The sequence below is a fragment of the Gammaproteobacteria bacterium genome, from assembly GCA_013817245.1.
In the GTDB taxonomy this organism is placed as follows: Bacteria; Pseudomonadota; Gammaproteobacteria; order HTCC5015; family HTCC5015; genus JACDDA01.
Genome location: JACDDA010000005.1, coordinates 73,762 through 96,522, shown reverse-complemented (window position 1 = coordinate 96,522; position 22,761 = coordinate 73,762). Strand labels below are relative to the sequence as shown.

General features: G+C 44.2%; 26 protein-coding genes and 1 other RNA gene. 5 read left to right on the top strand and 22 right to left on the bottom strand.

Going from position 1 to position 22,761, the window contains the following annotated elements; all coding sequences use genetic code 11:
- Positions 1-13: 13 nt before the first annotated feature.
- From H0W44_07660 to rpoE, 7 genes are all read right to left on the bottom strand, one after another.
- Complete coding sequence (locus H0W44_07660) at positions 14-388, bottom strand: DUF4845 domain-containing protein (GenBank protein ID MBA3582312.1); 375 nt, start codon at positions 386-388, stop codon at positions 14-16.
- 88 nt (positions 389-476) lie between these two features.
- Positions 477-1,280 (bottom strand): signal peptidase I, encoded by an 804-nt coding sequence (gene lepB / locus H0W44_07655; GenBank protein MBA3582311.1) that lies wholly within the window; start codon positions 1,278-1,280, stop codon positions 477-479.
- Between the two features lie 242 nt (positions 1,281-1,522).
- Positions 1,523-3,325, bottom strand: a complete 1,803-nt coding sequence (gene lepA, locus H0W44_07650; protein MBA3582310.1) for an elongation factor 4 — start codon at positions 3,323-3,325, stop codon at positions 1,523-1,525.
- A gap of 84 nt (positions 3,326-3,409) precedes the next feature.
- Positions 3,410-3,664 carry a glutaredoxin family protein gene (locus H0W44_07645; protein ID MBA3582309.1) on the bottom strand — a complete coding sequence of 85 codons (255 nt, stop codon included), beginning with the start codon at positions 3,662-3,664 and terminating at the stop codon, positions 3,410-3,412.
- Between the two features lie 156 nt (positions 3,665-3,820).
- Positions 3,821-4,822 (bottom strand): MucB/RseB C-terminal domain-containing protein, encoded by a 1,002-nt coding sequence (locus H0W44_07640; protein MBA3582308.1) that lies wholly within the window; start codon positions 4,820-4,822, stop codon positions 3,821-3,823.
- On the bottom strand, positions 4,809-5,393 hold the full coding sequence (locus tag H0W44_07635) for a sigma-E factor negative regulatory protein (protein ID MBA3582307.1): 585 nt from the start codon (positions 5,391-5,393) through the stop codon (positions 4,809-4,811). The genes H0W44_07640 and H0W44_07635 overlap by 14 nt, the downstream gene beginning before the upstream one ends.
- Before the next feature lie 46 nt (positions 5,394-5,439).
- The gene (gene rpoE / locus H0W44_07630) at positions 5,440-6,048 is read right to left on the bottom strand and encodes an RNA polymerase sigma factor RpoE (GenBank protein ID MBA3582306.1); all 609 of its coding nucleotides are present in this window, start codon (positions 6,046-6,048) and stop codon (positions 5,440-5,442) included.
- Between the two features lie 315 nt (positions 6,049-6,363).
- Here rpoE and nadB point away from each other — a divergent pair, with 315 nt between their 5' ends.
- Both nadB and H0W44_07620 read left to right on the top strand, forming a co-directional pair.
- A complete protein-coding gene (gene nadB / locus H0W44_07625) occupies positions 6,364-8,022 on the top strand; it encodes an L-aspartate oxidase (protein ID MBA3582305.1) in 1,659 nt (552 codons plus the stop codon).
- The gene (locus H0W44_07620; protein ID MBA3582304.1) at positions 8,019-8,837 is read left to right on the top strand and encodes a sulfurtransferase; all 819 of its coding nucleotides are present in this window, start codon (positions 8,019-8,021) and stop codon (positions 8,835-8,837) included. The genes nadB and H0W44_07620 overlap by 4 nt, the downstream gene beginning before the upstream one ends.
- Here H0W44_07620 and orn read toward each other — a convergent pair.
- On the bottom strand, positions 8,827-9,372 hold the full coding sequence (gene orn, locus H0W44_07615) for an oligoribonuclease (GenBank protein MBA3582303.1): 546 nt from the start codon (positions 9,370-9,372) through the stop codon (positions 8,827-8,829). The genes H0W44_07620 and orn overlap by 11 nt on opposite strands.
- Positions 9,373-9,616: 244 nt before the next feature.
- Between orn and H0W44_07610 the strand changes: the two genes are divergently transcribed.
- Complete coding sequence (locus H0W44_07610) at positions 9,617-11,980, top strand: 4a-hydroxytetrahydrobiopterin dehydratase (GenBank protein MBA3582302.1); 2,364 nt, start codon at positions 9,617-9,619, stop codon at positions 11,978-11,980.
- Between the two features lie 22 nt (positions 11,981-12,002).
- Positions 12,003-12,890 carry a ribosome small subunit-dependent GTPase A gene (gene rsgA, locus H0W44_07605; GenBank protein ID MBA3582301.1) on the top strand — a complete coding sequence of 296 codons (888 nt, stop codon included), beginning with the start codon at positions 12,003-12,005 and terminating at the stop codon, positions 12,888-12,890.
- A gap of 16 nt (positions 12,891-12,906) precedes the next feature.
- Here the strand turns inward: rsgA and H0W44_07600 are convergent, their stop codons facing one another.
- The 12 genes from H0W44_07600 to H0W44_07545 all read right to left on the bottom strand — a co-directional run bounded on the left by H0W44_07600 (position 12,907) and on the right by H0W44_07545 (position 20,580).
- Positions 12,907-13,260 carry a histidine triad nucleotide-binding protein gene (locus H0W44_07600; GenBank protein MBA3582300.1) on the bottom strand — a complete coding sequence of 118 codons (354 nt, stop codon included), beginning with the start codon at positions 13,258-13,260 and terminating at the stop codon, positions 12,907-12,909.
- A 71-nt stretch (positions 13,261-13,331) separates the two neighbouring features.
- A complete protein-coding gene (gene recR, locus H0W44_07595) occupies positions 13,332-13,928 on the bottom strand; it encodes a recombination protein RecR (GenBank protein ID MBA3582299.1) in 597 nt (198 codons plus the stop codon).
- 14 nt (positions 13,929-13,942) lie between these two features.
- Entirely contained in the window at positions 13,943-14,278 is a 336-nt protein-coding gene (locus tag H0W44_07590) for a YbaB/EbfC family nucleoid-associated protein (GenBank protein MBA3582298.1), read from the bottom strand.
- 18 nt (positions 14,279-14,296) lie between these two features.
- Positions 14,297-15,946 carry a DNA polymerase III subunit gamma/tau gene (gene dnaX, locus H0W44_07585; GenBank protein MBA3582297.1) on the bottom strand — a complete coding sequence of 550 codons (1,650 nt, stop codon included), beginning with the start codon at positions 15,944-15,946 and terminating at the stop codon, positions 14,297-14,299.
- A gap of 42 nt (positions 15,947-15,988) precedes the next feature.
- Positions 15,989-16,375, bottom strand: a complete 387-nt coding sequence (locus H0W44_07580; protein ID MBA3582296.1) for a RidA family protein — start codon at positions 16,373-16,375, stop codon at positions 15,989-15,991.
- A gap of 23 nt (positions 16,376-16,398) precedes the next feature.
- Positions 16,399-16,494: signal recognition particle sRNA small type (ffs, locus tag H0W44_07575), an RNA gene on the bottom strand.
- A 66-nt stretch (positions 16,495-16,560) separates the two neighbouring features.
- Positions 16,561-17,004, bottom strand: a complete 444-nt coding sequence (locus H0W44_07570; protein MBA3582295.1) for a hypothetical protein — start codon at positions 17,002-17,004, stop codon at positions 16,561-16,563.
- Positions 17,005-17,028: 24 nt separating this feature from the next.
- Positions 17,029-18,339: a 30S ribosomal protein S12 methylthiotransferase RimO gene (gene rimO / locus H0W44_07565; protein ID MBA3582294.1), complete on the bottom strand. Its 1,311-nt coding sequence runs from the start codon at positions 18,337-18,339 to the stop codon at positions 17,029-17,031.
- A gap of 21 nt (positions 18,340-18,360) precedes the next feature.
- Positions 18,361-19,011, bottom strand: a complete 651-nt coding sequence (locus H0W44_07560; protein ID MBA3582293.1) for an MBL fold metallo-hydrolase — start codon at positions 19,009-19,011, stop codon at positions 18,361-18,363.
- An 83-nt stretch (positions 19,012-19,094) separates the two neighbouring features.
- A complete protein-coding gene (locus tag H0W44_07555; protein ID MBA3582292.1) occupies positions 19,095-19,526 on the bottom strand; it encodes a YeeE/YedE family protein in 432 nt (143 codons plus the stop codon).
- Complete coding sequence (locus H0W44_07550) at positions 19,523-19,951, bottom strand: YeeE/YedE family protein (GenBank protein ID MBA3582291.1); 429 nt, start codon at positions 19,949-19,951, stop codon at positions 19,523-19,525. The genes H0W44_07555 and H0W44_07550 overlap by 4 nt, the downstream gene beginning before the upstream one ends.
- Positions 19,952-19,983: 32 nt before the next feature.
- A complete protein-coding gene (locus H0W44_07545; GenBank protein MBA3582290.1) occupies positions 19,984-20,580 on the bottom strand; it encodes a glutathione S-transferase family protein in 597 nt (198 codons plus the stop codon).
- A 171-nt stretch (positions 20,581-20,751) separates the two neighbouring features.
- Between H0W44_07545 and H0W44_07540 the strand changes: the two genes are divergently transcribed.
- Positions 20,752-21,429: a M48 family metallopeptidase gene (locus tag H0W44_07540; protein MBA3582289.1), complete on the top strand. Its 678-nt coding sequence runs from the start codon at positions 20,752-20,754 to the stop codon at positions 21,427-21,429.
- A gap of 6 nt (positions 21,430-21,435) precedes the next feature.
- Here the strand turns inward: H0W44_07540 and H0W44_07535 are convergent, their stop codons facing one another.
- Both H0W44_07535 and H0W44_07530 read right to left on the bottom strand, forming a co-directional pair.
- On the bottom strand, positions 21,436-22,077 hold the full coding sequence (locus tag H0W44_07535) for a hypothetical protein (protein ID MBA3582288.1): 642 nt from the start codon (positions 22,075-22,077) through the stop codon (positions 21,436-21,438).
- 109 nt (positions 22,078-22,186) lie between these two features.
- Complete coding sequence (locus H0W44_07530) at positions 22,187-22,720, bottom strand: cytochrome b/b6 domain-containing protein (protein MBA3582287.1); 534 nt, start codon at positions 22,718-22,720, stop codon at positions 22,187-22,189.
- Positions 22,721-22,761: the final 41 nt, after the last annotated feature.

The window sequence follows — 22,761 nt, the reverse complement described above, 5'->3', positions numbered from 1 at the left end:
CCTGCTTGCGTCACTATTGCGCGCCACCAATATCAGCTGAATGATCAAATACAGCAACGATTTCTAAATTAGCAAATAAAGGTTTACGTGCTTCATACATGACATGAACGGTAAATGCTTTTTTGCCTTGTTGCTTTTCAATAGTGTAATTGCTTCTCTTTAAATCATTGACATTATTAATATCAAGATACTTACGAAAAGTCGCAGACACTATTTCTTGAGTGGGATTTTTCAAGGCGGGGTCTTTTTGCATATCTTCCAAAATAGATTTCACAGTATAAAACTCTAAATAAACTGGCATCAACTTAAGTGCAGATACTGCCATCACGCCGGTCATCGCCAAAATGATTAGCCAGCCCCACATGGAAACGCCTGCTTGTTTTTTCATGTTATACATAATCATCTCCACTTTGAGAAAATAGATTTTATCAAGCTTAGCACGTGCTTTTGTGATCGCGCACCGCTCTTGCTATACATTAAAGTTTTTTACCTAAGCGATCCCAGCTAAAACCATCTAAACCACGACTTCTATCCCAGTGCATCCAGATAAAAAACGCACGGCCTACTAAGTTTTGCTCGGGTAAAAAACCCCAGAAACGACTATCGCGACTATCATCACGATTATCCCCCATCACAAAATAAGAATCGGCAGGAACATCGATAACATAATCTTGATCGGGACGCTGCGGATGGATTAATAGATGATGCTCGACACCGATTAAATTTTCACGAAGTTCGCTGGCGGTCACAATCGGCATATAGGCCGACGCACGATCAGTTCTGACATAAGGAGCATCGTAACGCTGTTGCGCTTCTTGACCATTGATATAAAGCACTTTATTGCGATATTCAATATGATCGCCGGGTAAACCGACAATCCGTTTAATATAATCAATATTCGGATTTTCGGGATATTTAAAAACCACAATATCGCCACGCGCGGGTGCATTCACTGCTATCAATTTAGTATTTACTACGGGCAAGCGTATGCCATAGCTGAATTTATTCACTAAGATAAAATCGCCTACTTCTAAGGTAGGTAACATAGAGCCAGACGGAATTTGAAAAGGCTCAACAATAAAAGAACGCAGCACTAACACAATCAATAAAACCGGAAAAAAAGAACGCGAAATATCTACAACAAACGGCTCATTAATTCTTTTTTCTTGTGCCGCTACTCGCCGATGTGCAATAAAATAACGATCAACAAACCAAGTGATACCGGTTAACAAAGTCGCGACTACTAACACCAATGAAAAATTTAACATGCCGTCATTCATGCGCTTATAGAATAAATGCAACGCCAATAATATGAGCAAGCCAATAAACACCCACCGTACCCAAGGCGCAGACGGAAATGTTGTCGCTTCTGTACTATCCGTATTTATTGATGGCTTGGCTTTCAAAAACCAACCAACGACATAATCAATCACCCAAACAATGCCCACCAATAAAGCCAGCAACACAATAAAAAAATCCAACATCTTATTTCCTTTTATTCATACGCAGCTTCGCTGCTTAATTAGGTTTGTTTGTTGACTTGCAATACTGCTAAAAAGGCCTCTTGTGGCACTTCTATTTTGCCAACTTGTTTCATGCGGCGTTTACCGGCTTTTTGCTTTTCTAATAATTTACGTTTGCGCGATATGTCGCCGCCGTAACATTTCGCCAATACATTCTTTCGCAACGCTTTGACAGTGGTGCGCGCGATAATATGCGCGCCAATAGACGCTTGAATAGCCACTTCATACATTTGGCGAGGAATAAGCTCGCGCATACGTTCAGCAATATCACGCCCGCGTGATTGAGATTGTGCACGATGTAAGACAACGGCTAAAGAATCTACTCTTTCGCCGTTGATCATAATATCTACTTTCACCAAATCAGCAGCCTGAAAACGTTCAAATTTATAATCAAATGAGGCATATCCTCGACTACACGATTTTAAACGGTCAAAGAAATCTAAAACTACTTCGGCTAAAGGTAATTCATAAACAATTGAAACTTGCGTGCCAAGGTATTGCAGATTTTTTTGTACGCCGCGTTTTTCTTCGCACAAGGTGATGACTGCACCCACATAATCCTGCGGCAATAAAATGTTAGCCGTAATAATAGGCTCACGAATTTCTTCTATGTAATTAACTTCGGGCAATTCAGATGGGTTCTGAATAGTTAAAACTTCACCTTTGGTGGTCAGCACTTGATAAATTACGGTAGGAGCCGTGGTAATTAAATCCAAATCGTATTCTCGTTCTAAGCGTTCTTGCACAATTTCCATGTGCAACATGCCCAAGAAACCGCAACGAAAACCAAAACCCAAGGCTTGCGAAGTTTCAGGTTCAAAATACAAAGCGGCATCGTTCAAACGTAATTTCTGCAAAGCTTCGCGCAGGTCTTCATAATTATCCGCGTTGATTGGAAATAAGCCGGCGAACACACGCGGTTGAACTTGTTTAAAACCAGGCAAAGGTTCTTGCGAAGGGTTATCAATGCTTGTAATAGTATCGCCAACAGGTGCTGCTTCAATTTCTTTAATGCCGGCAATTAAATAACCTACTTCGCCTGCACCTAAACAATCGCGTTTAGTTTTCTTCGGCGTGAAAATACCTACTTCTTCGATAGGAAATTGTCGGCCGGTCGACATGATGCGCATTTTTTGTTTAACGCGGAGTTCACCATCAACCACACGCACGAGTGACACCACGCCCACATAATTATCAAACCACGAATCAATAATGAGCGCTTTTAAAGGCGCATCAGGATTACCTGTTGGCGCCGGAATTTTTTGCACTAAGACTTCTAATAAATCGGGAATACCAACACCCGTTTTAGCGCTGATACGAACTGCATCGCGCGCTTCTACACCGATAATATCTTCAATTTGCTGGCTAACACGTTCCGGATCTGCGGCGGGCAAATCAATTTTATTGAGCACCGGTACAACTTCTAAGCCTTGTTCAATCGCCGTGTAACAATTCGCAACCGATTGTGCTTCTACGCCTTGTGACGCATCAACCACCAATAACGCGCCTTCGCAAGCGGCCAGCGAGCGCGAAACTTCATACGAAAAATCGACATGACCCGGTGTATCAATGAAATTTAATAAATAAATTTGGCCATCGCGCGCGGTATATTCCAACGATACGCTTTGCGCTTTAATCGTAATACCGCGTTCACGTTCAAGATCCATAGAGTCTAAAACTTGACTGCTCATTTCACGTTCACTCAAACCGCCGCAGGTTTGAATAAAGCGATCAGCCAAGGTGGATTTGCCATGGTCAATATGGGCAATAATGGAGAAATTACGTATTTGTTTCTGCTGCATAACGATCCGACATCACACGCCATCCATAAAGGGAGTGGCGAAAGGACGACATTATACTGGAATCCGAGCGAGAGCTCGTGACAATTAGTCGTCTTGCAAAGGGGTCAACGCACGCGCTAATGCATCAATATCAAGACGGTGGTAACAAATAACCGTTTGGCCCCATAACAATACCGGCACATAACGGCCATATTGTTCCGCCATACGTGGCTGCCCATCAACATCATGTACTTCTAATTTAAAGCCAAATTCGCTTTCTATCGCACGTAACTGTTGTTTCATCTCCTCACAAGGAGGGCATTCATGACGAGTATAAAGACGTAATACCGGAACGGTCATCGACTAAAAATCCTTGGAAAATAACGAGGCAACGCAGGGGCCGCACGGCGAATTATAGCGATATGTATCGGCGAGGGCAGTTAATCTACGAAAAATCGCGTATTAACAACAGTAAAGTCTAAATCACGAATTCATCAATAGTGAAGCGGGTACATATCAAGGTCGATGCTGCTCATTCATTTTAACGCCTTCCGCGATATACCGTACTGTCACTGCGGGTACTTCACCCATAACAGTGACCGTATGTTTATCTACTTCCGTGCTGTAGCTATTAATCGCGCCGCGTTTACCACTGCCCGCTGGCAAATGTTGTCGCATGCCCGCTGGACTAACAAAAACGGATACCGCCGCAAGCCCGTCAGACAAGACCATGTGCTCAATAAGTGCATTATCTTGTTTACGCACGCGCTGCTGATGCACTGAAATAGCAAAACCTGCAGGTAGTTGTTTAAACTGCCAAAGACTTTCGCCCAACACTGGACTGCTGTCTGCGCCTTTTAATTCATGGCGCTTAAAATCTTCACTCGCATACTGCGATTCAAAAATGCTATCCGGCAATTTATCGTGTCGATCTAATTGCGTGAAAATAACTTCTTCAATTACTTTATCGTCATCTAAAAGTTGCGACTTCACTAATAAATGTTCATTCGCATCGATCCACAAACGATAACTAAACCGAAACTGATCTTTAGAAACAATATTGACGATTTTACAATTCCGATCAGCGATGCGATCAGCGCCACCTAACTCAAAACGATAATACTCTCTCACTCGATCGATATTGTCAGGCACCAAGCCAGGAAACTGACTTTTTGATTGATTTTTATCTACAACCACCACTCGATTTTTTGGCCAAACACAAATCACACCTTTTTCATCGCGCAAAATTTCGCGCGGCTCGCCACTTAAAGCCACCAATTTTTCATTGACGCCTTGCGAGGTTCTGCGATGCGTAATTTTAAGCGTTTCTAATTTATCAGCGTGCCGATAAATAAACGTCCCAGAATAATTTTTATCCCGCATTGCTTCTGTCATGCTTTTCACTAAGCCATAAGATGAATTAGCTTCAGCGGGAGGCTCTGCCGACCACGCAAGCGGCATACATAACAACGACAACCATAAAACAAAATGTGCCATATAAAATTTATTGACTTTCATAACCCGCCAAACGAACGTACGGCGAAACACCTTGCATCCGACCTGCTGCCGAATGTGCCATATGATCCATTAGATATTCATCTTCAACCGTACTTAACACAGGTGGTGTCGTTATGTTTTTATTTACTGATAATAAAGTTTTAATATCAGTAGCTGATGCCGCATCCGCATACCACGTGGCATTAGAATCGCTGAGATTTTGTTGTTGCATTAATTGCACGCTCACCAACGTAACAAAAGCCGCTGAAGCTGCAATAGCAGCGCCTACTAAGGGCTTGAATAATTTTCGAGTAATTTTTTTGGGCAATGACATTGCATGCGGCGCAATCACTGTCGGTTCATTTTCTAATGCGGCCATCACGCGATCAGCAATATTAATATTCGCCCCTACGGACACTTCATCACGCAAGCACGCGCCAATTAAATGATATCGTGACCAACGCGCGCGACTTTCAGCATCATTTTTTAACAAAGACAAGGTTGTTTGAGTATCAAACTCCGCGTGCTCCGACGCTTCAGGTGTATGACCATCCATCAAACAAGATATCGATTCATATTTGTCATCTATCATAAAAAATTCTCGCTACTTAAGTTTATCATCACATTCACTATCATTATTAACCTCGAGTACCTGACATGATCAGCGGTTTTAAATTTACATCAATCGCTTCACGGGCTCGGAAAATACGCGAACGCACTGTGCCAATAGGACAATCCATTGCTTCGGCAATTTCTTCGTAACTCATACCTTCTAATTCACGCAAGATAATGGCCGTTTTTAATTCAGCCGGCAAACTATTAATAGTTTGCTCTACCGTCGTTTTGATTTCTTCAGTTAACAATAAATGCTCGGGTGTATCATAATTTTTCAACGCCGAAACACCCTCAAATTGTTCTGCATCTTCAGCATCCACACCGTAATGCGGAGTCTTGCGCCCCAAAGAAATTAAATAATTTTTTGCGGTGTTAATTGCGATGCGATACATCCACGTATAAAAAGCACTTTCACCACGGAAATTTTTTAAGCCTCGATACGCTTTGATAAATGCTTCTTGAGTAACATCTTGAGCTTCATGCGGATCACGAATATAACGACCTATTAATTTTGCAATTTTATGTTGATATTTTTGCATCAATAAATTAAATGCATTTTTATCACCGCGTTGCACGCGCTTAACTAATTCTAAATCAACATCCGCCGATGCGCTTACTGCGGTATCTTTCATTACAACTGCCGTGCTGGGTGCTGGCATATGGAATGCCAACAATTGTTTAGCAGCAGTAAATCTAGAAGGTGGTCGTGCCGATGTGTCATGCAGGAAAAATTCTGATTGAGGTGGCATATCAAGTTTGATAGTAGGTCGGATTGTAACGACCTGTGCAGTAGAAAGCGACTTTGTAGCCATAACACTTCCTTTAAAAGCGGCCCCGGAGCATTCAAGACCTTGTAGCGTAAAGACTGCTAGCTGACTTATTAGTTCCTTTTAGCTCCCGCTAGTTTCTTGTGCCACAATATACATCTATCGTGTTGAGTGTAAGTAATGACTGATCAACATTCCCAACAAATTCTTATTATTGGCGCCGGCGCTGCGGGTCTTACCTTGGCGTTGCAACTGGCTGAGCGCGCTCAAGTGACCATTATTGCAAAAGGCGATCGGCACAGCAGTAGCACTTATTATGCGCAAGGCGGTATTTCAGCCGTACTCGATCCCGAAGATCATTTTACCGATCATATTACCGACACTTTAGAGGCAGGCGCAGGTTTATGCGATCCGGCAACGGTGCGCTTCGTCGTAGAAAATGCGCCTAACATGGTGCGCTGGCTAGAAAGTCTCGGCATGCCTTTCACCCGTGAATCATACGAAGACGGTACCGCCGGTTTCCATCTGACACGCGAAGGCGGCCATAATTATCGACGCGTTATTCACGCCGATGATGCAACCGGTAAAGCCCTGCATAGCACCTTAGAAAATCATGCGCGCGCGCATCCCAATATCACGATTTTAGAACGCCGAATCGCTATCGATATCATCACCGGCCACAAGCTAGGTTTAAGCACACCGCGTTGTTTAGGTGCCTATGTGCTCAATTTAGATACAGGCCGCGTCGAATGTTTAGCCAGTCAATTTGTAATATTAGCGACCGGTGGCGCCAGTAAAGTGTATCTCTACACCTCAAATCCAGATGGCGCTACGGGTGATGGCATTGCGATGGCGTGGCGCGCGGGCTGCCGTGTGGCCAATATGGAATTCATGCAATTTCATCCCACCTGTCTGTTTCATCCGAATGCCAAATCGTTTTTAATTTCCGAAGCGGTACGTGGTGAAGGTGGTCGCTTGTTATTACCCGATGGCACGCGCTTCATGACGAAATTCGATGAACGCGGGGAATTAGCGCCACGTGATATCGTCGCGCGCGCCATCGATCACGAAATGAAACGTCAGGGTTTAGAGTGCGTATACCTCGACATCAGCCACAAACCTGCGGCTTTTATTCGTAGTCATTTCCCGAATATTTATGAACGTATTTTAGAATACGGTTACGACATGACGCGCGAACCTATTCCAGTAGTTCCCGCTGCGCATTACACCTGCGGCGGCGTGGTCGTGGATCACAATGGTCGCACCGATATTCCAGGTTTGTATGCCTTAGGCGAAACTGCGTGCACGGGCTTGCATGGCGCGAATCGTTTAGCGAGCAATTCCTTACTCGAATGCATGGTGTTTGCACACGCTGCTGCGCAAGATATTCAATTACAACTACCGCATACGCCGGCTCCCATGTCTTTACCCGCATGGGATGAATCACAAGTCGCTGATTCGGATGAAGAAGTCGTGGTGCTCCACAATTGGCATGAGTTACGCCAAACCATGTGGAATTATGTTGGCATCGTCCGCACGGATAAACGCTTACAACGTGCAGCTAATCGAATTAAATTATTAATGCGCGAAATTAATGATTACTACTGGAATTTCCGGGTCAGTAACGATTTTCTAGAATTACGTAACCTGGCTACGGTCGCCGATTTAATTGTACGTTGCGCATTGCAACGCAAAGAAAGTCGCGGTTTACATACCACGTTGGACTATCCTGAGACGTTGGCACAAGCAACGCCGACTATTCTTACGCCCGCGATCAAAACGACGCTCACGGAAGTTCGCTTGAAGCACAGCATCGATCCATTGGATATTGATTCGTGACCTTTAATCCCGCTTTTATCATCAGCCCTGAAGTTTTACATACGCACTTAAGCGATTTCATCATCATCGACATCCGCGAACGTCGCGCGTATATAGAAAATCATTTACCCAACGCTATTTGGTTTGATGCCAGCCTGCTCAATCGCAATGATGCTCCACGTGTTGGTTTGTTACCCGCACCCAATGAGCTCGCCCTGCACTTAGGTAATATTGGCATTAGCGAAAGCAGCTCGGTGGTGGTGTATGACGATCAAGGTGGACCCGCTGCTGGACGTTTTGTTTGGACCACACGCGCTATCGGAGCACAACACGTCGCGATGTTAGACGGTGGATTTAATGCTTGGCATCATCTGCGCCTGCCTATCAACACTCAGCTCGCGATCTCACGAGCAGCGGTTACTTTTAAAACGGCGTTAAAGAGTGAGTCCATGGTCGATGCAACATGGATACAGGCGAATTCTGCCAATCCCGCGCTTTGTATTATTGATGCACGCACACCCGCCGAATATCGCGGTGAAGATGTGCGCAGCGCACACGGCGGTCATATTCCCAACGCCTTAAATCTCAATTGGCTGCTGACCAAAGATCCTGATAACAGCGGACGTTTTAAATCGCCAGAATTGTTACATCGTTTATTTGAAGCGACCGGAATTAATCCTCAGCAAACGATTGTGAGTTATTGTCAAAGCCATCAACGCTCGGCTTTGCTGTGTGTTTTATTAGAAGCGATGGGATATCCGCAAGTGAAAGGCTATCCCGGCGCATGGTCAGATTGGGGCAACCGTGACGACCTGCCGATTGAAACTAAATCTTGAAGACCTGCTGACGGTAATAACGCAATTCTTCAATAGATTCTCGAATATCATCCAGCGCCAAATGACTGCCTTTTTTCTCAAAACCCGCAGACACCGTCGGTGCCCAGCGTTTCGTTAACTCTTTGATGGTGCTCACATCTAAGTTGCGATAACTAAAATAACTTTCCAAACTCGGCATCACGCGCGCCAAGAAACGCCGATCTTGGCAAATGCTGTTGCCACACATAGGCGACAAACCTTTACCCACATAATCCGCCAAAAAAGCTAGCGTTTGTTGTTCGGCCAGTGCCTCATTAATGTGACTACTGACTATCCGCGTCACCAAACCCGACTGATTATGTTGACGAGTATTCCACGCATCCATGCCGGCTAATACCGCATCGCTTTGATGAATCGCCAACATCGGGCCTTCCGCCAAAATATTCAATTCTTTATCCGTCACGATAGTCGCAATCTCAATGATGAAATCGAGTTGCGTATCTAACCCCGTCATTTCCAAATCAATCCAGATTAAATTCTCGGGGTTTTTGCTCATAATTAACGCGTGCCTTTTGACAAAACGTGGACTAAACTTTAAAAGGTTTAGCTAAGTCTAGGATTTTATTGAAACTCATGCTTTTTTGCTAACGGTGTTAAAGCGCTCAGCAGCACCCTTTTAGGCAAAACTGATTTTCTCTTGCCAAGGCATCTTAGCAGCTGACTCGATGAAAAAGGAGTATCTCAACAGGAGCTCCACCACAACCGAACCAAACAAACGGAATTTCTGGAGATTGTCGGTAATGAGTAAGTTGACAGCCCATCACTGCGAACCCATTCGTAAAGGCACGCGACCTTTAAGCGCGGCCGTTGCGCGCAGTCTCATGCAAAAACTCCACACTGATTGGGAAGTTGATAACGAACACACCCACATTCAGCGCACTTTTCATTTTAAAAGTTTTCACGAAACTATCGAATTCGTAAATGCCGTCGCCTGGATCGCTAATCGCGAAGATCATCATCCCGACATTAGCACCCAATTCGATCGCTGCACGATTCGTTTTAGCACGCACGATATTAATGGCTTGAGCTTAAATGATTTTATTTGCGCCGCAAAAGTTGACGTTACCGCCAGCCAACATTACGGTGAAGCACACGGTAATCTCGTCTTAGATACGCCCGACTTAAGCACCTCGAGCTTCGCCCAAAATGCAGCCGCTACTCGTCAACAATCAAACACAGACAATGAAGACGATCAGGTCACGCGTGCAACACATCCATTGTTTGCTCGTCCTATTTATGAAGATGAACCTTTGCCGCGCGAAAAACCTCGTGGCGGTGAATTATGGGGCGCAAAACCTTACACTGATTTAAATAGCGATTTCCTAAATAATATTAGCGGCGCATTCACTGTCAACAACAATTCGCGGGCACATTCAACAACGAAATCCCATGACTCATCGCCATTATTAGATCCTAGTTTGTTAGACGACATTACATCTAACTGGGCTCCCGCACCCATCGTCACGTCTAGTGGTTATGTACAGTTCGAAAATATGGATGCATTACGCGCTGATCGCGTGGACGCGAATGAACGCACCTTGCCGAAATTAGATAACACGACATCTCTAGAATTAAATTGGCCGTTTGAAGATTCCAATTTAATTACGCCACCCAGCACTTATATAAACCCACCACCCTATTTTGGTGAAGTAGCAGAATCCATCACGCTAGAAGCGGCAGCCCCGTATCAAGAATCTGAAACCTATGCCTTACCCACAGATTTACATAACTCGGTAGTAGAAGCAGAAGAACTCGAAACAGAAGAAATTGAAATTGCGCCGCCACCTTTAGCAATAGAAGAACCTACTGCCAAAACTATTCCGCATACCATCATCATGCCTGCGGTGGACACGGCGATGACTGCAGAAACGACGGTAACATTGCCAGCAGCAGAATTAATGTCGGTTTCAGCGAAACCTGTTGAAGACATCACCCGCGCTATTTTAGCGCCAGACGAAGATAATAAGCCGCTCACTGCTGCTGCACCTAAAATCATTCCCGACAAGTTATTGCATGCGATTGATGAATTATCCAAAGCAGCTGAAAGCATTGCGCGCATTGAAAAGAAATCGCCGTCCATAAACAACAAACCAACCATCGCGGCGCCGACTAAAGCAGCGGTTACCGCTAAACCCGTCGCGCCTATAAAACACGCTGAGCCTATTATTCAAGCGAGCGCATTTCCTGATTTAAGTAGCGCTATTAATGCTAAAAACAATATGGCAAATCTCGTCAGCAATGTGACGTCACTGCATAAGAAACTACTCACATCAGAAACCAATTTATTAGAACAAACCCGCAACAACACGGAAAACAAGAATGCGTCATCCAATATTGTCGGACGTATTAACAACAATCGTTGGGAAGATCAGCAAAGTTTAATTCCACGCCATCAATCACCGGCAAATGAACCGACGCATCCGACAGCTAAAGTGACTGCGCCGCAAGATGTATTGGAAAATACGCTAGACAACACTGCCGAAGATTCTAAAGCTGAACCAACCTTAGTGATGGCGCCGGTAATTTTAGATGCACAAACGCCTAAAAAACCCTCGCCCGCAACGACTAATGCGGTCGATGACTTTATAAAAACGCTGGTTATTCCACCGAATGAATCACGCGAAGCTTCTTTAGCGTCGCCGCCTGCGCCCACCCCAGCGCCACTGCCTATAACACCTGCAGCTAAAACGAAAAAAAATACGCCGGCTGCTGCACCCGTAGTCGTACCCGCTGCGCCATCCGAAATAGAACCCATCATGGAAACCGATGACAATGATGAGACCTTGAACAATGACGACACCTTAAACGAAGAATTAAACGATGAGCTAGATGCATTATTAAATCGCACAATGATTTTATCAGCTGCAGATTTAATGCCTGTATCTACTGCGCCAGCAGAATCCGAAAATCCTGGATTAATGGACACATTAATTATTCCACCCGAAGAACGTATTGCCATTTTAAAAGCGGAATTCAACACACCCATTCGCACGCTTGTAGACGACGCGAGTGTAAATGCTGATCCAGAAATTGAAGCAGATGACACGCTCGTCATGTTAGTGAATGATTTTCGTGATTCCTCCAGAAATCCCTCTTCTCATTAATCCTTTGTTGCACCAGTCATCGATGACCACGCGCGCACGCGTCATAACTAGTCATGGCAATAATCTGCTGATAGAAACGCACGAAGCACAATTAATAATGTGCAAAACTAAACGCAGCTTTGGACTCATTATCTGCGGCGACTGGGTAGAATTCGAGCAACAACACGACGGCACTCACGTTATCACTGCGCGTTTAGCAAGGCGCGGCGAACTGGCAAGACTAGATCGCCGACATCAACTCAAACCTATCGCCGCTAACATAGATCAACTTATTATTGTCGCGGCCAGCCAACCTGCACCTAGTCATTTACTCATTAACACCTATCTTATTTATGCGCATACGCATCAGATGAAATCGATTTTGGTATTTAACAAAGATGATTTAGCAAGACCTGAAAATATTGCGCTGCTAACAAAAGAATATACCGAGCTGGGTTATCCTGTTATTTACACGAATACTAAAAAACCGAACGGCGTAAACGATTTACTACAGCACTTAAATAACAACACCAGTATTTTAGTAGGACAATCGGGCGTTGGAAAGTCATCACTCATTAATTATTTATTGCCCGATCGCGATATACAAACCAAAGCCATTTCAACCGCAGGTCTTGGCAATCACACAACCACCACTACTACGCTTTATCATGTGGCCGCCAGCCCTGACTGCAATGGCGAAATTATTGATTCGCCTGGTGTTCGTGAGTTTTCTGTCGGACATCTTACGGCTGAACAAATACGCCAAGCATTTATTGAATTTAATAATGTGACAGAACCGTGCCGGTTTAATAATTGTCGACATATTAATGAACCCGGCTGCGGCGTACAAACTGCTGTCAAGCAAGGAAATATTTCAATGACGCGTTGGGAGCACTACTGCGCTTTAATCAAAGAAAATCAAAACCCCTGATATTTAATCGAGATACTTAACCCGGCGGCCATGCTAACTGACGCCCACCTAATAGATGCAAATGAATATGGAACACGGTTTGACCTGCATCGGCATTACAATTCATGACTACTCTATAACCACTTTCACTTATACCTTGTTCTGCGGCAATTTTTTGGGCCGTCAGAAATAATTTACCCAACAAAGTAGCATCTTCCACTTTAATATCATTAATTGTCGGAATTCGTTTTTTGGGAATTATGAGAATATGTATCGGCGCTTTAGGTGCTACATCTTTAAACGCTAATACATCAACATCTTCATAAACAATATCGGCGGGAATTTCACGGCGAATAATTTTATCAAAAATAGTGTCTTGTTCAGTATTCATAAAAAATCTCCTAAGCCAACGATACGGTAATGAATATAAAACTCGCAGCAGAATGGCATGCGTTTTTAGCATTACAATAAGGTTCGCGCCTTAAATGCATGCGACAAGGTACCACCATCGACAAATTCTAATTCACCACCTAACGGCACGCCGTGCGCAATCCGCGTCACGCGCACTTTATTTTCGCGGCACACATCTGCAACATAATGCGCAGTCGCTTCACCTTCTACAGTAGCACCGGTTGCTAAAATAACTTCACGCACTTCGCCTTGCGCCAAACGCATTTGTAATTTATCTAAGCCTAGTGCACTCGGCCCGACGCCGTCTAAAGGCGACAAACGTCCCATCAAAACAAAATACAAACCGTTATAACCTGCCACTTGTTCCAAGGCCAACACATCCGCCGGCGTTTCTACTACACATAAAACTGAATGATCACGCCGCCGATCAGCACAAATACTACACGTCGCAACTTCACTGAAGGTTCGACAAATTTCACAGTGACCAATGCCATCCATAGCTTCCTGCAAAGCATTCGCTAATTGACGTGCGCCGTCACGATCGCGCTCCAACAAATGGAACGCCATACGCTGCGCTGATTTTTGTCCTACGCCAGGCAGGACCCGCAAAGCTTGAATCAGTTTTTCTAGTAAGGGTGAATAATTCATCAACAGCTACAAATTTAAAATGGCAGTTTCATGCCAGCAGGCAAGTTCAAACCTGCTGTCAAGCCTGACATTTTTTGCTGCGATGTCGCTTGTGCTTTACTAAGTGCATCATTAACAGCAGCCGCAATTAAATCTTCTAACAACTCTTTATCATCCGCCGCACTCGTGATAGCGCTAGCATCCAACACCACACGACGTACTTCGTTAGCGCAGGTCACAACTACTTTAACTAAACCACCACCCGCTTGGCCTTCTACTTCTACATTCGCCAATTCCGCTTGGGTTTTTTTCATTTGTTCCTGCATTTTTTGTGCAGCTTGCATCAAATTACCAATACCACCTTTCATAATGACTCCTTTATTAAACTGTTAACTATCTAAGGGTTTAACGCTATCGACTTGTAAACGCGCACCAAATTTTTCTTGCAAACCTTGCACTACTGGATCGTTTGACAACTGCTCAACGGCTTGCTGTTGACGCGCATCAATACTGCGTTGCGCTGCCATCGCGGGCGTTTCTTCAGTGGGTTTTGCCAGTACTACATTTAATTTAATAGCGCGTGCTAAATATTGACTCACTGAATGAGCGAGTTTTTCAATATTTTCTTTGGTATTTAATTGCGCATACGCGGGTGACAACGCCAACAACCAGATATCATTTTTTTGTTCTTGCAATTGACTATTCAAAGCCAGCTCAGACAAAAATCCGCGCAAACCCAACAATGGCGCTAGCTGTGTCCACTCAATCGCCGGTAATGGTGGTTCTGGTTCACTCATCGCAATAGGATTAATAACAGGAGCAGCATTAATAATAGGAGGCGCGATGGGTACAGCTATAACCGGCGTTGATGTGGGTGTCGCCGCCAGTGGCAAAGGTTTGGGTATTTCGCGAACAGTTGTTTCAGTTAACTTTTTTTTTACGACAAGCTCAGCATCGGCGGGACGAAACGCCAGCATCCGTAACAACGTCATTTCAAAACCACGCCGAAAATCGGCCGAGAGATTTAAATCGCGCTTACCCATCAAAGCAATTTGATAATACAGTTGCACATCTTCTTTCGACAAATTAGCGGCTAGGGCGCGCACGCGCGTTTCATCAACCATTTCCGGATCAATCGCATCCGGAGCAAATTGCGCAATCGCAACTTGTTGTAGCACTAATGCCAATTCATCTAACACCACCGCATAGTCAGGCGCATTTTCATTTAACTTCGCCACTCGTGCCAACAGGTCAGAGGCATTTGCGGCCACTAAACTATCTAACAAACCATAGACATGATCACGTGCAACCAAACCTAACATCGCGATGACATCGTCTGCGGTTACTGCACCTTGACCATAGGCAATCGCTTGATCCAACAAACTCAAGGCATCACGCATTGAGCCATCGGCGGCTTTAGCAATATAGTGTGCAGCCGCTGTTTCACACTGAATATTTTCGTGGCCGAGAATTTTATTTAACTGTTGCACAATTTGCTCAATCGGCATGCGCTTCAAACTAAATTGTAAACAACGCGACAAAATAGTGGCTGGCAAATTTTGCGGATCGGTTGTCGCTAATAAAAATTTTACATGTGGCGGTGGTTCTTCTAATGTTTTCAACAAAGCATTAAAGCTGTGCGTAGATAACATGTGAACTTCGTCGATCAAATAAACTTTATAACGACCGCGTGTAGGAGAATATTGGACGTTATCCAAAATTTCGCGTGTGTCTTCGACTTTGGTGCGCGAGGCAGCATCAATTTCAATTAAATCAATAAACCGACCTTCATCAATTTCACGACATGCGGAGCAAACACCACAAGGTACGGAACTAACGCCTGCTTCGCAATTCAGTGCTTTGGCTAAAATACGCGCAATGGTGGTTTTACCAACACCTCGTGTACCCGTAAATAAATAAGCTTGATGCAAACGTTGCTGATCTAAGGCATTAATCAATGCCCGTAAGACGTGCTCCTGCCCTACCATATCGGCAAAGATTTTGGGTCGCCACTTGCGAGCTAATACCTGATATGACATGGGTGACTCAATGCGTCCTAAAGAAGGTCATTATATCTATGCTCAACCTAAATAGGCGTCTAACTCAATTTCCACCAACATATCAGCATCAATCAAGCGACTAACCTCAACCATGGCCGTTGCGGGACGAATCTCGCCGAAAAATTCACCATGTGCACGACCGGCCGCTTCCCATTGACTAATATCAGTCAAATAAATGCGCGTTCGTACGACTTGAGACAAGCTTACGCCCGCTTTTTCCATCGCTGTTTGAATATTCAATAAACATTGACGTGTTTGCGCACCCAGATCACCAATGCCAACTAATTTACCGTCAGGGCCGGTTGCGGTGGTACCCGACACATGCAAATAATCACCGGCTTTAACAGCGCGTGAATAACCAATAATCGGCTCCCAGGCAGAACCCGAACTAAAATTTTGACGCGACATACTTCACTCCAAATTGGGGTGGCCCAAACCAGCCGCACTTCGGCGCCCGCTAGCCTGCTACCGTTGCTCCCTTCCGGGCCTGGCGGAGTTCACAGATTCACGTCGCGAAGGAACCGGTTTGAACCATAACGAACGCGGGATTATACGCGAGGGCTGCAACAACTCACAGCCTTCAGCGCACTAGCTTAATTGTCTTTAGGCTCTTCTTTAACAGGGTCGCTTTTATTTTTCTTAGCAGCACGTTGCTCACGAATAACGCGCTTAATTTCTTTTTTATCTTCAGATGTACACGCTTCAACCGTTGCATTGGTTAAATCATAACAATCCCAGCCGAAACTCACCGGCCAATAAGTAAAAGCAACCGGCGGCCAAATCACTGCTTTCTTACGAAAACGAGCTTTTAATTTACCTTCACTAATAACCACATTATTTTGTTCAACTTGATAAGGAATACCCGAAATCTGACCCCAGCCAAACGGACGCTTATCAATCCGAATTCCAGAATACGTTTTCGAACTGTCCGCACCTAAACGCACTACCGCATTTTCAGGCAAACGCATATACGTTGAAGTAGTAGCACAACCCGTCAACAACGCCATTAATAACAAACTCGACAACACTTTAAACATACTAGCTCCCTTATAAAATAAAAATTAAACAACACTACCGAACAAATCGTATTCCGAGGCTTCTTCAATCAACACTTTAATTTTTTCACCGACTTTTATTTTGGCATTTAAAGTAACGATCACTTGCCCATCAATTTCTGGAGCATCAGCATAACTGCGCCCTATTGCTACACCTTCTTCTGCATCAATTTCATCAATCAACACGTCCATCACTTGACCGACACGCAACTGTAAGCGCTGCGCACTAATCGTTTGTTGTAACGCCATAAAACGCTGCCAGCGTTCTTCTTTAATATCATCGGGTACATGATCGGCTAAATCATTGGCAGTAGCGCCCTCAACCGGCGAATATTTAAAACAACCCACGCGATCTAATTGCGCTGCTTGCAACCATGTCAATAATTCTTGAAATTCATCTTCGGTTTCACCAGGAAAACCAACAATAAACGTACTCCGGATGACCAACTCTGGACATACTGCACGCCATTTTTGAATACGCGCCAACGTATTTTCTGCATGTGCAGGACGCTTCATAGCTTTTAATATGCGCGGACTCGCATGCTGAAACGGAATATCTAAATAAGGTAATATTTTTCCCGCCGCCATTAATGGAATAACCTCATCCACATGCGGATAAGGATAGACATAATGCAGGCGCACCCACGCGCCTAAAGAACCTAAGGCTTCACACATTTCCGTCATGCGCGTTTTCACCGGCCGACCTTGCCAAAAACCCGTTCTATATTTGGTATCAACGCCATACGCACTGGTATCTTGCGAAATAACTAATAACTCTTGTACGCCAGCCTTCACTAAACGTTCGGCTTCATCTAACACATCACCGATAGGTCGACTCACTAAATCGCCACGCATGGAAGGGATAATGCAAAATGAACACCGATGATTACAACCTTCAGAAATTTTTAAATAAGCATAATGTCTAGGCGTTAATTTAATCCCTTGCGGTGGGATTAAATCAAAACGCGCATCGTGTTTAGGTGGTAAATGTTTATGCACTTCCGCCACCACCGCTTCGTAAGCATGCGGGCCCGTCACACTTAACACATTCGGATGTACTTCACGAATCTCACTTTCTTTAGCGCCCAAGCAACCGGTCACAATCACTTTGCCATTTGCGGCTAAAGCTTCGCCAATCGCATCCAATGATTCGGCTTTCGCTTCATCAATAAAACCACAGGTATTCACAATGACTAAATCAGCACCATCATATGATGCCGACATGTCATAACCTTCCGCACGTAACTGCGACAGAATGCGCTCAGAATCTACTAGCGCTTTTGGACAACCTAAACTAACAAAACCAATTTTTGACATAGTGTGCTCGTTAACTATTTGTTACGCGTTTTGCAAAACGCTATCAGCAACATAAGGATTATGTTGTCGCTCAAAACCAAATGTGGATATGGGTCCATGCCCGGAAATAAATTGTACGTCGTTACCCAACGGCCATAATTTTTCACGAATAGAGTGAATTAAATCGGCATGATTACCGCGTGGAAAATCGGTGCGGCCAATTGAGCCTTGAAATATAACATCACCCACAATAGCAACTTTATCTTCCGGTACATAAAAAACGACATGTCCCGGTGTATGACCGGGACAATGAAACACCTGTAATGTATGACCTGCCACGTCAACCGTATCACCGTCATTTAACCAACGATCCGGTTCAAAAGAGGCAACATCGGGCATTGCGTATTTCGCCGCGTCTTTGGCTAAACGATCAATCCAAAATTGTTCGTCGCGATGCGGTCCTTCAATGGGTAATTGTTGTTCTTTGGCTAATTTCCACACTTGCCCAGCATGATCGACATGCGCATGGGTGACTAAAATTTTTTCTAAGGTAATGCCTTCCGCATGAACCAATGCAAGAATTTCTTCGATTTCACCACCTGGATCAATTACTGCACCCCGTAGCGTGTGCTCGTCCCATAAGATGGTGCAGTTCTGCTGAAACAGCGTGACGGGGACAATTCGATATTGCATGCAAGCCCACTCTCAGAGGCAGTAAACAGAACAGGCCGGCATTTTACTCAAAAACGAGTGGGGTTTCTCATTAGATAGGGATATTACGCGTCAATTTCAGGCGAACGTGATTTTTTCCAAGTGTCATAAAGCACGCTGCCTAATAACATGGCTGACACAAACAGCCATAAACGAATATCCAACAGGAAAATAGAGGCTATCGCAGGGCCCGGACAATAACCCGCAATACCCCAACCAATGCCGAATAAAGCCGCACCTAATAATAGATCTCGATCAATCTGGGAATGCGCAGGCGCAGAAAAACTCTCTGCTAAGATGGGTTTGGCGCGACGCACAAAATAAAATACTGGGAATATCACTACCCATGCGCCCGCCATAGCGAATAATAAACTGGCATCCCATGCACCAAATACATCTAAAAATGCTAATACTTTCATCGGATTCATTAAACCCGACAACGCTAAACCCAAACCAAATAATGCTCCACTCAATAGCGCCAGCCAATGTTGTTTCATAACAACGTTACTCCATGTCGCAGTACCCAAACCGTTAGCATGCCGCATAAAATAAACGTGATCGTTGCTAACACAGAGCGGCGCGATAACTGCGCAATGCCGCAGACACCATGACCACTAGTGCAACCATTTGACATGCGCGCGCCAACACCTACTAATAAGCCCGCAACTACTAACCACATTTCGCTCATCACCGGATGCCACGTCAAAGCGCGCGGATCACATAAACTATAAATGGTAGCGCCGACGGTGAGCCCTATCAAAAACCACCAACGCCATGCACGATTATCTTGAGATGTATCAATCGCATCACTAACAATAGTACTAACACCGGCAATGCGACCATTAAAAATCCACAACACAGCGGCGGCTAAACCAATCAGCATGCCACCCAATAATGAATTCAACAGGGTTAGATTATGCATACGCTATCCATCTCATATGTGCACTCGTTTAATTAAGCCCCGTAGGCTTTTTGATAAGCAGGTCTTGCACGTAAGCGAGCTAACCACGCGCTGGTGCGCGGGCCTAGTGTGGTAATTTTAATGCGATCCGCTAAATGCACTACCGATCCCACATTCACATCGGCAACCGTAAAACGTGAACCTAACAAATATTCGTCTTTTAATGCTTCTTCTATGACAGCCAAATAACGAATTGCTAAATCTTTGGAACGTTCCGCTAATTTCGGACTGCGCAACTCTTCCGCCAAGACGCGGGTATGCCCTAATACTTCTAAGACATCTTTTAAAAGATTAGTTATTGCAAATAATGACCAATAATAAATTTGCGCGCGTTGCTCAGGAGTATCGCCCCACAAAGTCGGCGCATATTTTTCAGCGATATAAAAATTAATCGCAATTGATTCGCCTATCTGTACATCGCCATCCACTAAATAAGGCATTTTGAGCGCTGGATTTATTTTTGCAAACGCGGCACGTCCTTCCGCAGAACGTAAATCTAATTTTTGATAATCAAAAGCCACATTCGCTTCATATAATAACCAGGCAGAACGATCAGCATTAGATTGGGGGGCGCCGTACAGTGTCAACATGACTTGATCCTTTAAATCTCATCTAAACAAAGCCGCAGCACTGAGGCAAACCTATGCTGCGTAATGACTAGAGCATACACTAGCTCAAGATGAGTTACTTGACCAGCCCCACTAAAGCCGCTTATAAATACGCTCTATCCTCTTCTACTCGAATAATCGTACACTTTAGCTATGAATGATTTTTCAGCCGAAAATGTGACCATTATTCAACGCAAAGTAAAACAGGCGCGTGTGCAAATCAAAATGGAAGAGGGTTTACCTCGCATTACGCTGATCACACCTTATTTATATCAACAACGCCATATTGAAGATTTACTCGCGCAAAAATCTGCTTGGATTGAGAAAACACTCACTCGCATGCAGGCACGTCAGCTCACTATGCCGCGCTTAAACAAGGGCGAATTATTATTGTTTGGCGATGTGTACCGCGTTCAGCATGATACCAGCACGAAACAATGGGCCGTCGTTGATACCACGTTACGCAGTATTACGAGTTGTTGGGATTTACATAGCAAAAAAGAACAAGAACGCTGGTATCGTCAATTCGCGAGTCATTATTTGCATGACAGATTACGCGTATTAGCGGATACGCATAATCTGGATTACAGTCAACTCAGCATCCGCAATCAAAAAACCCGCTGGGGTAGTTGCACAGAAGATCGAAATATTTCGTTAAATTGGCGTTTAATTAAAACACCTTTGTTTGCCTCAGACTACGTCATGCTCCATGAGCTCGTGCATACCCATATCATGAACCACAGCCCCGCATTTTGGGCTGCGGTACAAAGCGTTTGCCCCGACTATAAAAAAGCAACCGCGTGGTTTAAGCAATTTGGCCATACTTTATAAAATAATCTATTTAGTCTGCCGCCACACATTTAGAGTAATTGCAGCCGTTGTTAATAACAAACATACGCCGCCGGAAAACTCTGCTGCATACGATAACGGGGCAATAAATGTCAGCGCTAAGGCATGCCACAAATAAGGCAATGCCGTCCATGTAGGTAACAATGATGATTTCCACAACACAATACTATGCAAAATTGCGCCTATCAAAAGTGTTAAAGCAGAAAGAATTAAAAAGGGTAATGCAAAACTCCCTGCTAACCCACTGTTAACAATACCAATAGCCGCTGGCAAACCTTCTATATAAAGCTGCGCCACCGCCGGCGAAACAAAAGCGATAACGCCGGTAAACGGCAAAAACAAACCATTGCCGATAATGCTTAACACCATACCCCAGAACGCTAAACCTTCTTGCGGAGTATCTTTAACATACGCCCATAAAGCGATCCAACCAAAACATTGAATGACTAAACTAGGAATTAACAAACTCCAAGCATACACATGAGTACTGGCTAATGCTCCAGCCACATACGCATCCGTGTGTGTTACTTGATCAATAATAGGCCCGCGCAAATACAAACCAATGACAGTCAATATTCCTGAAGCCAACAAACAGAATATACCCAATCGAATACGCGCACGCTGCTGCATAGATACCTCCGGCAGTAAGAAATTATTGATATTAATGAACTAACAAGAAATGACGTAACGCTCAGGCGTCATTACCTAAGCGTTACGATGTATGAAACTTACAATATAATCACGAGCGACGGCCAAACCACATGCGCGATATTAATTTATCTTTTAAAACAAACTGATGATAAATCACCGCCACTACATGCAGCACTACTAAGACCATCAAAATACTACCAAATAATTGATGTCCTTTAAGCGGTGGAAAAGCATCAAACGATGCAGGTAATGGTTGGCCAGAATTTCCAAATACAATATCAAATAAGCCGGCAGTAACCGCTAAACCTATACCACTCACCGTCAATGCGATCACGCAGATATAAAACAACACATGTACAACCGTGCGTAATTTATCAAAAAATAATTTGCCGGTATTAGCATGCGGCGGTTTTTCACTAAATAATTTCACAAAAATACGGATCAGCATTAATACCAATACGAAAATGCCCGCAGCCATGTGGCCTTTTAAGGCTAAGATTTTTTGAGGATCGTCATTAGGCATATGCTCTAAAACCACGTTACCTATCACTAAACCTAAAATCACTAAAAACGCGACCATCCAATGTATCGCAACTAAAAACGGACTATAACGTGTCACCATTGCTGTCTTTCCTGTTCAAATATTTATAAAAAAACTCGCGT

Bases quoted from the DNA above. Each gene is read 5' to 3' on its own strand.
- H0W44_07660 (MBA3582312.1), bottom strand. From the start codon at position 388: ATGAAAAAACAAGCAGGCGTTTCCATGTGGGGCTGGCTAATCATTTTG.
- lepB (MBA3582311.1), bottom strand. From the start codon at position 1,280: ATGAATGACGGCATGTTAAATTTTTCATTGGTGTTAGTAGTCGCGACT.
- lepA (MBA3582310.1), bottom strand. From the start codon at position 3,325: ATGCAGCAGAAACAAATACGTAATTTCTCCATTATTGCCCATATTGAC.
- H0W44_07645 (MBA3582309.1), bottom strand. From the start codon at position 3,664: ATGACCGTTCCGGTATTACGTCTTTATACTCGTCATGAATGCCCTCCT.
- H0W44_07640 (MBA3582308.1), bottom strand. From the start codon at position 4,822: ATGAAAGTCAATAAATTTTATATGGCACATTTTGTTTTATGGTTGTCG.
- H0W44_07635 (MBA3582307.1), bottom strand. From the start codon at position 5,393: ATGATAGATGACAAATATGAATCGATATCTTGTTTGATGGATGGTCAT.
- rpoE (MBA3582306.1), bottom strand. From the start codon at position 6,048: ATGAAAGATACCGCAGTAAGCGCATCGGCGGATGTTGATTTAGAATTA.
- nadB (MBA3582305.1), top strand. From the start codon at position 6,364: ATGACTGATCAACATTCCCAACAAATTCTTATTATTGGCGCCGGCGCT.
- orn (MBA3582303.1), bottom strand. From the start codon at position 9,372: ATGAGCAAAAACCCCGAGAATTTAATCTGGATTGATTTGGAAATGACG.
- H0W44_07610 (MBA3582302.1), top strand. From the start codon at position 9,617: ATGAGTAAGTTGACAGCCCATCACTGCGAACCCATTCGTAAAGGCACG.
- rsgA (MBA3582301.1), top strand. From the start codon at position 12,003: ATGACCACGCGCGCACGCGTCATAACTAGTCATGGCAATAATCTGCTG.
- H0W44_07600 (MBA3582300.1), bottom strand. From the start codon at position 13,260: ATGAATACTGAACAAGACACTATTTTTGATAAAATTATTCGCCGTGAA.
- recR (MBA3582299.1), bottom strand. From the start codon at position 13,928: ATGAATTATTCACCCTTACTAGAAAAACTGATTCAAGCTTTGCGGGTC.
- dnaX (MBA3582297.1), bottom strand. From the start codon at position 15,946: ATGTCATATCAGGTATTAGCTCGCAAGTGGCGACCCAAAATCTTTGCC.
- H0W44_07580 (MBA3582296.1), bottom strand. From the start codon at position 16,375: ATGTCGCGTCAAAATTTTAGTTCGGGTTCTGCCTGGGAGCCGATTATT.
- H0W44_07570 (MBA3582295.1), bottom strand. From the start codon at position 17,004: ATGTTTAAAGTGTTGTCGAGTTTGTTATTAATGGCGTTGTTGACGGGT.
- rimO (MBA3582294.1), bottom strand. From the start codon at position 18,339: ATGTCAAAAATTGGTTTTGTTAGTTTAGGTTGTCCAAAAGCGCTAGTA.
- H0W44_07560 (MBA3582293.1), bottom strand. From the start codon at position 19,011: ATGCAATATCGAATTGTCCCCGTCACGCTGTTTCAGCAGAACTGCACC.
- H0W44_07555 (MBA3582292.1), bottom strand. From the start codon at position 19,526: ATGAAACAACATTGGCTGGCGCTATTGAGTGGAGCATTATTTGGTTTG.
- H0W44_07550 (MBA3582291.1), bottom strand. From the start codon at position 19,951: ATGCATAATCTAACCCTGTTGAATTCATTATTGGGTGGCATGCTGATT.
- H0W44_07545 (MBA3582290.1), bottom strand. From the start codon at position 20,580: ATGTTGACACTGTACGGCGCCCCCCAATCTAATGCTGATCGTTCTGCC.
- H0W44_07540 (MBA3582289.1), top strand. From the start codon at position 20,752: ATGAATGATTTTTCAGCCGAAAATGTGACCATTATTCAACGCAAAGTA.
- H0W44_07535 (MBA3582288.1), bottom strand. From the start codon at position 22,077: ATGCAGCAGCGTGCGCGTATTCGATTGGGTATATTCTGTTTGTTGGCT.
- H0W44_07530 (MBA3582287.1), bottom strand. From the start codon at position 22,720: ATGGTGACACGTTATAGTCCGTTTTTAGTTGCGATACATTGGATGGTC.